Annotated in this window: 9 protein-coding genes; 1 reads left to right on the forward strand and 8 read right to left on the reverse strand. The window is 25.8% G+C overall.

What is annotated here, in order from left to right; all coding sequences use genetic code 11:
- Positions 1–153: 153 nt before the first annotated feature.
- A complete protein-coding gene (locus tag ACTHUW_RS12000) occupies positions 154–1,689 on the forward strand; it encodes an IS1182 family transposase (RefSeq protein ID WP_442213410.1) in 1,536 nt (511 codons plus the stop codon).
- Between the two features lie 228 nt (positions 1,690–1,917).
- Here ACTHUW_RS12000 and ACTHUW_RS12005 read toward each other — a convergent pair whose 3' ends face one another.
- The 8 genes from ACTHUW_RS12005 to ACTHUW_RS12040 form a co-directional block, all read right to left on the reverse strand.
- Positions 1,918–3,375 (reverse strand): HlyD family efflux transporter periplasmic adaptor subunit, encoded by a 1,458-nt coding sequence (locus ACTHUW_RS12005; RefSeq protein WP_442198599.1) that lies wholly within the window; start codon positions 3,373–3,375, stop codon positions 1,918–1,920.
- 72 nt (positions 3,376–3,447) lie between these two features.
- The gene (locus tag ACTHUW_RS12010) at positions 3,448–3,750 is read right to left on the reverse strand and encodes a hypothetical protein (protein WP_442198598.1); all 303 of its coding nucleotides are present in this window, start codon (positions 3,748–3,750) and stop codon (positions 3,448–3,450) included.
- A 307-nt stretch (positions 3,751–4,057) separates the two neighbouring features.
- Positions 4,058–4,576 carry a hypothetical protein gene (locus ACTHUW_RS12015; protein WP_442198597.1) on the reverse strand — a complete coding sequence of 173 codons (519 nt, stop codon included), beginning with the start codon at positions 4,574–4,576 and terminating at the stop codon, positions 4,058–4,060.
- A gap of 57 nt (positions 4,577–4,633) precedes the next feature.
- On the reverse strand, positions 4,634–4,846 hold the full coding sequence (locus tag ACTHUW_RS12020; RefSeq protein ID WP_442198596.1) for a hypothetical protein: 213 nt from the start codon (positions 4,844–4,846) through the stop codon (positions 4,634–4,636).
- A 15-nt stretch (positions 4,847–4,861) separates the two neighbouring features.
- Complete coding sequence (locus ACTHUW_RS12025) at positions 4,862–5,119, reverse strand: class IIb bacteriocin, lactobin A/cerein 7B family (protein ID WP_442198595.1); 258 nt, start codon at positions 5,117–5,119, stop codon at positions 4,862–4,864.
- An 89-nt stretch (positions 5,120–5,208) separates the two neighbouring features.
- The gene (locus tag ACTHUW_RS12030; protein ID WP_442213404.1) at positions 5,209–7,401 is read right to left on the reverse strand and encodes a peptidase domain-containing ABC transporter; all 2,193 of its coding nucleotides are present in this window, start codon (positions 7,399–7,401) and stop codon (positions 5,209–5,211) included.
- Positions 7,402–7,420: 19 nt separating this feature from the next.
- Entirely contained in the window at positions 7,421–7,897 is a 477-nt protein-coding gene (locus ACTHUW_RS12035) for a hypothetical protein (protein ID WP_442213406.1), read from the reverse strand.
- A gap of 36 nt (positions 7,898–7,933) precedes the next feature.
- Entirely contained in the window at positions 7,934–8,065 is a 132-nt protein-coding gene (locus tag ACTHUW_RS12040) for a hypothetical protein (protein WP_442213408.1), read from the reverse strand.
- Positions 8,066–8,149 lie beyond the last annotated feature (84 nt).

Raw genomic sequence — 8,149 nt, forward strand, 5'->3', positions numbered from 1 at the left:
ATACCTATTTTTTTATTTAATAGAAAAAGTAGAACTTTCCTATTAAATAAAAAAGCAGGTCGAAGAGCGCTAGCTCTAAGACCTGTTTTTTAGTATAATTAATCTACCATGAAAAACCATACTAAAGTTAATTTTAAATCAAAAATCAAAAAAATGCAACTATCTTTTAGTTTTGATTTGGCTAATAACTTCGATATGGATGATGAGGTTTTCTTGGTGCACAATATTGTTGAGGAGATGAATTTAGGTTTTTTAAATAGTGCCTACTCGAATATGGGTAGAAAGCCAATTGTAGAACCCAGAACCATGTTAAAAGTATTAGTTTTTGCATATTTAAATAGAAAATATTCAGCTAGAGACATTGAAGATGCTTGTAAATATGATCTTCGATTTAGATGGCTTTTAAATAATGGAAAAGCGCCAACTTATGTAACTATCAATAGATTTAGAAATTTAATTTATCCTTTTATGAATGATATCTTAACTCAATTAGTAGAATTATTGATTGAACAAGGTGAAGTTGATTTGAAAAGTATATACATTGATGGTACAAAAATAGAAGCAAATACTAATAAATACACATTTGTTTGGAAAAAATCTATTCTAAAATACCAAGAAAGGCTTTTGGATAAGATCAGTAAATACTTTGATCTTGAAGAAGTTTTATCTAGTGAAGATTGTAGAAAGATTGTTATGGCCCAATTTAACAGCATAAGAAATATTTGTAAATCACAAAATATAGCCTTTGTTTATGGTCAAGGTAAAAGAAAATCTGATGAACAAAGGAAGTATGAACTTTTTAGTGAATGGATTGATAAGCTAGAAAAATATGAAAATCATTTGGAAATAATGAGTGAAAGAAATAGTTATTCTAAAACGGATAATGATGCTACTTTTATGAGATTAAAAGATGATCATATGAGAAATGGTCAATTAAAGCCCGCTTACAATATTCAATGCGCTACAAATGGTGACTATGTTGTAGGCATACAAGGTTTCAGTAACCCAGCAGACATGAGAACTCTACCAGTCTTTATGGATAATATATTGACAAGGTATGATATAAAAATTGATAGGATTGTAGCAGATTCAGGTTATGAAAGTGAGGAAAACTATCTTTACTTAAAAGAAAATCAAATAGAAGCTTTCATAAAACCTTCAAATTATGAAATCAAAAAGAAGAGCAAAAATAAAAAAGATATTTCACGAAAAGAAAATATGACTTACCATAAATCTCACGATTACTACCTTTGCTACAATGATAAAAAGCTTGAATTTGAAAAAATTGTATGTAGAACAAATAAATATGGATTTAAAAGTGAATCAAAAGTTTACCTATGTAAAGATTGCTTAAATTGTTCATCTTCTAATGATTGTATTAAATACAAAAATAACTCTGGTTTAAAAAGAATATATATTTCAGAGAGATTTGAAAATTTAAGAAAGAAATCTGAAGAAAATATAACTACAAAGGAAGGAATTATTGAAAGAATGAATCGTTCAATCCAAGCCGAAGGCATATTTTCGTATATAAAAACTGGAATGAATTATTCGAGATTTAGGCATAAATCTATGGATAAGATTGTTGCAGAGATGAAGCTTTTATCTATTGCAATAAATATAAAGAAATTAAGTAATAAAATAAGATCTAATAAGTTAGGCTTTATAAAATATAAAGAAGCGATATAGCCTTAATAACATAATCATTTAAATAAAACTTAAAAAATTTTAAGTTTTATTTAGTATGTCTAAAATTCTCTTAATAAAAAAATATATATATTTATTAAGAGTGATGAAGCATGCTTATTCACTAGAACATAAAAAAAGAGGCATTTCATAACTAATTTAATAGTTATGAAACAGCCCCTTATAAAATTAATTCTTCAAAGCTATAAGGCTTCTGAAATAAATAATAAATTAGCCCTTTATCCATAAATCTAGCTTTTCTAAGAATAACTGTAGATAACTTCTAGAGTCAGTTATAACCTTACCTTCCATTGGCATACCCATTTTAAGATAGGATTTTTTTCCATTATCATTTTTTAATACTTTGTTATCTATTATAGATTCTGCAACATAAAAACTATTTCCATTTTCTTGTGATACTCTAGCATCTATATCTAATTTATTTATTTTACTATTAATAAAACCATATTCTCTATATGGAAGTGAATGACTATATAGTTTTATACTTTGACCCTCTTTTATATTAGCTATATCAGTAGAAGGGATATATAATTGAACTAACATATTATCATCATTTGATGAATTTATTTTCAGAATATCTGATCCTGCTTGCAATATATCATTCTCATTTATTGGCATAATAAAATGTATCTGACCATCTTTTTTTGCCTTTATAGTATAATCTCCTAGTTGAAGATTGATATTTTCTAATTGAGAGTTAAAATCTTTAGCTTGTTCTTTTAATTGCTTTATCTGTGTTTGAGTTTGAATAATTTCATTATTTTTATAAGAGTTTTTATCTATACTATAATTATCTAAAGTTTTATTAGAAATTTCTATTGAGTCTTCTGCACTTCTAATATTTGTTTGTTGAGTTTTAATATTTTGATCTATTATCTTTTTAGATTCTTTTATACCAGAAATTTCAATATTATTTTGCTGTATTTTTTGTTCATTACTTACTACCTGTGATTTCAGACCTTCAATTTCGATATCTTTTTGTTCAGTGGATATTTCTTCATCTGATGAAATATTATTGATTTTATCTTTTAATTCTTTATTAGTATCTTTAATTTGATTATTATTATATATTAATGATTCTATCTGTTTTTTCTGACTAGATTTATCAGCTTCTAACGAGCTTATTTCATTTTTATATTCATTTATACTCGAATGAAAACCGTCTTTTCTCACTTTTTCTTGAGATGATGTATTATTAGATTGGCTTAATTTATTTTTAAAACTTAAATATTTATAATAGTATTCTTTTTCTTCATTTTTTGAAAATAAATTAGAATTACTATTTATACTATTTTCATATTTAGTAAGTAACTTAATATCTTCATTAATAATATTTATTCTTTCTTTAATACCTTCATGTTCAGATTTCAAATTTTTAGATTCAATTACTATTAATTCATCACCTTTTTTTACATAATCTCCTTCTTCAACATTTATTCTAATAGCTTCCCCACTCACAGTTGACTCCACAATATTAGAATCTGTTGATTGTATTATACCTTGAGCTTTTACAACTACTTCTTTTTCAGCAAAATAAGACCATAAAATTAATGTAAAAACCAAAGCAATTACTATATATATAAACCCTAAAATGAATTTTGGAGGTTTTTTTTCCAAAAGTTCTCTGCTATCAGTAAGTTCCTTTATATCTATTGTGTTGTGTTTCATATTATATCGCTCCTACTTTAACTTTTCATTTAAATAAAATAAATATTTTAATCTGTAATATTTTTAAAAGTATTATTTAATATCATCATTTTTATTCTCTTTTTTGATATATCTCTTATTCTTCAAATCATCGCTTAACTCTACTGCAAAACTAAAATTAATAGTTTCCTTATTTATAACTGGAGTAGTTATAATTAAATATAGCCCAATTATATAAAAATATAAAATATTTAACCTATTATCCATAAAAAATTTATAAATAAGTATAAAAGTTATTATATATAATCCAACTGATAACGCACCTAATATTTGATAGGATTTATTTAGAAAAAAACTTTTATTTCCTTTTATATGCTCAGTTATAATTTTATTCATCAATATTCTACAATGCATATAAAAAGCTATTGATAGAATCAAATCATAATATCTAAATAAATTATTATTGTAAAAAATTAATGTAAATAAGAGAAATACTAACAACAATATTTTCTCATGTTTTTTAAAATAAGCTTTATGAGAATTTATATATCTTATTTTATTAATACTAAATACAGAGATAAAATTAAAACTTATAATAGTTAGTATTATGAATTTAAGTAAATTTAAATTATTATAACTCAAATTTATAATGGAACCAAAACTTAGCACAGATAAAATGAAAATAATTATAAATACAATTTTTTTATTCATAATTATTAAATTTCCTAAGTTCGATCAAATTCTTTATTTTGATCACTGAAAATATTTCAAAAGCTAAGATAACTATATTTCCTACTATTCTAAGACCATTTGTTAATATTAGTAACTCAAATGGAATTAAACTCATAACAAACAATATTAAACCTAATTTAATATTCTTAGAAAAATAAATCATATATAAAATAAATAAGCCTACATGTATTACCATGTATACTCCTACCATAGATCTTGTAAGAATTAAATATATCACCATTAAGCCAGAACCAATAGTAAAAAATATTGTATCTTGCTTTTCTATTATCTTATCATCACTTATTGATAACCTTATTATTTTTAGAAATCTTTGCAATTGTAATAGAAATATTATTAGAGTTCCAATTATAGTATAAATATTAATTTGTGATTCTATCCCACCAGATAGTATAACGAGAAAACTCACTGAAGTAAAAATTGCAAAAATTCCATATTTAATTGTATTTCTTGCCTCCCAAATTCTATTCATATTTATCTCCTTTCTTAGAGAAATCATTGTATATAAATATACAATGATTTCTGCAAATTAATGTAAAGCTGCCACTAAAAGACTTGCCATAATCCCTACAGTTAAACCAACGGGATTTATACCTAACATGACTACACATAGAAAATAAAGAGTGTCATAACTACCAGCCATAGCATATCCCCATATCATAGCCTCAGTTAAGGTTCCACCATTAGTTGAATATAATTCTTTAGATTCTAATTCAATAAAATAATTGCTATTAATTTCCATAAATGCCTCCTATTCTTATACTCCCGGTCCATATAATGCTTCTGCTACAACTCCTGCTGGTATACCCCAAACAGCTCCACTTAATCCAGCAGAATAAATTGCAAATACTAATGGAAAGCCTACTAAACCAAAACTAGCAGCAAAAGCAGCACCTAATACACTACCTAAAGCCATTCCTGATAGAGCATATACTGATATACCACCATCAACATTCACCATTTCATCTTGAGATAATGCTTGAAACATAGTTTCATCATAAATTACACTAGTCATTTTTTTACCCCCTTTCTTTTGTTGTTTTTTTATATCAACTGAAATTCTTAAATAATGTTAATGAACAATGTATTATGTCGTATATAACTTTAAGAAATCCCAGGAGACAACATCTTTTCAGGAAATTGACTTTCCCAGAGCTCATAATACTTTCCTTTTTCTTTTAATAATTCTTCATGATTGCCTTCTTCTATTATGAAGCCTTGATCCATGACATATATTCTATCGCATGATCTGATTGTACTTAATCTATGTGCTATTATTATCATTGTCATATCTTCAAAATTATCTTTAATAAGATTTTCAATGGATTTTTCTGTTGTAGAATCTAAATTTGAAGTTGCTTCATCCATTATCAAAATATCTGGCTTTTTGATTAAAGCTCTAGCTAATGCTAGCCTTTGTCTTTGCCCCCCACTTAAGTTTGAACCATTTTCATCTAAAGTAGTATTGTATCTTAATGGCATTTCGTTTATAAAATCATGTACTGTAGTAATCTTACATATCTCAATTATTTCTTCCATCGAAGCTGTTTCATTACCTAGTCTTAAATTTTCCTCAACTGTCCCACTAAATAAAAATATGTTTTGAGGTATGTAGCCTATTCTTTGCCTTAAGATATCTCTATTAATATCTTGAATATTATAATCATCTAAAAGAATTTCACCTTTTTCTGATTTATAAAAATTTAAAATCAATTTAGCTAGGGTGGTTTTTCCAGAACCACTTTCTCCTACTAAAGCAATTCTTTCACCTTTTTTAACATCTAAATTTATATCTTTTAATACTAACTCTCTAGTTCCATATTTAAAGTCTATATTATTAAACTTTATTTCTCCTGATAACTTTGATGGTGATATTTTTTTATGTTCTTTTTCATCTTTTTCTATTTCTAAATCTAAAATTTCTGCTAATCTTTCTGCTGAAACTATTGCTGTCTGCATAGATAATTGTAAATCTATTAAATTCCTTATTGGAGTAAGAAAATATGCTAATAAAGCATTAAATGTTAATAATTGTCCTATAGTCAAATTACCATCCATTACTTGTATAGCTCCTACCCATAATATTACTAAACCTCCTACTGATTGTATAATACCTTTTAGATTTCCTTGAATGTTTTGTAACACTCCACCATGAAAAGCTGTCTTTAATAGCTTAACGAATCTCTTTTCTGTTTCTAAATCACTTTTATCTTCTGCATTAAAGCTCTTTACAGTCTCTATTCCTTGCAATGATTCTACTAAATAAGAAGTAACTTGAGAATTTTCTTCCATAATATCTTGTTGATTTTTTTTATATGATTTATTAAAAGACCAGGCAATTATTGCATATAAAAATCCTATAACGAGTGATATTCCAAATAATAATCTACTTTGAATAAATAGTACTATACCTCCAGCAAAAACCATTCCTGTATCAATCATTATTGTAAGGGTAGCTCCACTGATAGCATCTCTTATTTTTGAAGCATCCATAAACCTAGAGATTATTTCTCCTACTTTTCTAGTGCTAAAGAAATTCATAGGAAGTTGTAAAACATGTTTATAATAACCTAATATTAGTGGTATATCTAGCCTTTGTGATAAATACAGTAAAAGATGTGAGCGAAAAGTATTCAATATTGTTTGAAATATATATAATAAGAGGAATGCTATTGAAATTACATTTAATGTACCTCTTAAATTATTAGGTAAAATATCATCCATTAAAAATTTAAAATAAAACGAAGCTACTATCCCAAGTATTGTATATATTAATGATGCTAGAAATACATTTAGCAATAATTTCTTTTGTGGTTTTAATAGTTCAAAAAATCTTCTTAATACCCCTTGATTTTTATCTCCTTTTTCAAAGCTTTTTGTAGGCACTAAGATAATTAATACACCAGACCACATCTTATTAAATTCTTCTTCAGTTAAAATCTCTATACCCTTTGCAGGATCTGCTACTGTGATTTGCTTTTTCTTTTCATCTATTTTGTGTATTACTATATAATGTAATAGTTTGTTATCAATTACAACATGAGCTATTGCCGGTAGTGGAAATTCCGTATATAGTGATTCTGGAGTTCCTCTTACAGCTTTTGCAGTAAACCCTAAATTCTCAGCTGCTTTTACCATACCATAAGCATTAGTTCCCATCATATCAGTGCCTGCTATTTCCCTAATTTTTGATATAGGTATATTTAAACCATATGTTTTTGAAACAGTAGCAAGGCATGCTGCTCCACAATCTTGAATATCATGTTGTTTTATACTAATATATTTTTTCTTAAACATTCTATACCCCACTACCTAATTATTCTATTTCAAAAAACATTTCTATATTAAACTCTTTATTATTTCCATTAGTAAAATTATTTGGATCATTAAATATATTATATGGTGGACTAATCAAATTATATTTCTTTTTTTCAATTTCTTTTTGTATTCTTTGATGAAACATTTGAATACCATGAGGATTACCTTTATATTCTGCAAATAATATTTTGTCAAAATTCTTATTAGAAACTTTATAGTTATCTACTGGCTCAAATCTTATATCATCTGTACCTCTATCAAAAATTGCTAATATCTCCGCTTTCATTATTTGATCAAAACCAATTAACTTTATACTGTTAATAACAGTAAATATCTTATATTCATTAATTATGTTTTGTTTTTTTAATGTTTCATTAAATGAATTAATTTCATCTATTAAATTTTTACCTCTTATATCTTTTTTTGTGGATATACATTTAAATTTCACATTTTCTTTTTCTTCAATATTTATCACATTATCATCCCTTAAAACTCATTTTATAAACTTGTCCTATTTGCTTTGATTAAAGGTAATTGAAAGAGACCTTGGTATATCCTTTGCTGCATAATTCACTTGTGGTGCTAATGTAATTAAAGTTAAAGCCAATATCAAAATTGGTATCACTTTCTTAAATATTCTCATCATATAATCCCCCTTAATTGTTTGTTAATTAGCTCGTTGCAGAACTCTACAACTCGCATAAATACTATGTTTCTTTATATAGAA

Origin of the sequence: Senegalia sp. (in: firmicutes), assembly GCF_052088025.1 — a bacterium.
In the GTDB taxonomy this organism is placed as follows: Bacteria; Bacillota; Clostridia; order Tissierellales; family SIT17; genus Anaeromonas.

What these genes read in the sequence shown, in the direction of transcription:
- ACTHUW_RS12000 (WP_442213410.1), top strand. Translation starts at nt 154, where the DNA reads ATGCAACTATCTTTTAGTTTTGATTTGGCTAATAACTTCGATATGGAT.
- ACTHUW_RS12005 (WP_442198599.1), bottom strand. Translation starts at nt 3,375, where the DNA reads ATGAAACACAACACAATAGATATAAAGGAACTTACTGATAGCAGAGAA.
- ACTHUW_RS12010 (WP_442198598.1), bottom strand. Translation starts at nt 3,750, where the DNA reads ATGAATAAAATTATAACTGAGCATATAAAAGGAAATAAAAGTTTTTTT.
- ACTHUW_RS12015 (WP_442198597.1), bottom strand. Translation starts at nt 4,576, where the DNA reads ATGAATAGAATTTGGGAGGCAAGAAATACAATTAAATATGGAATTTTT.
- ACTHUW_RS12020 (WP_442198596.1), bottom strand. Translation starts at nt 4,846, where the DNA reads ATGGAAATTAATAGCAATTATTTTATTGAATTAGAATCTAAAGAATTA.
- ACTHUW_RS12025 (WP_442198595.1), bottom strand. Translation starts at nt 5,119, where the DNA reads ATGACTAGTGTAATTTATGATGAAACTATGTTTCAAGCATTATCTCAA.
- ACTHUW_RS12030 (WP_442213404.1), bottom strand. Translation starts at nt 7,401, where the DNA reads ATGTTTAAGAAAAAATATATTAGTATAAAACAACATGATATTCAAGAT.
- ACTHUW_RS12040 (WP_442213408.1), bottom strand. Translation starts at nt 8,065, where the DNA reads ATGAGAATATTTAAGAAAGTGATACCAATTTTGATATTGGCTTTAACT.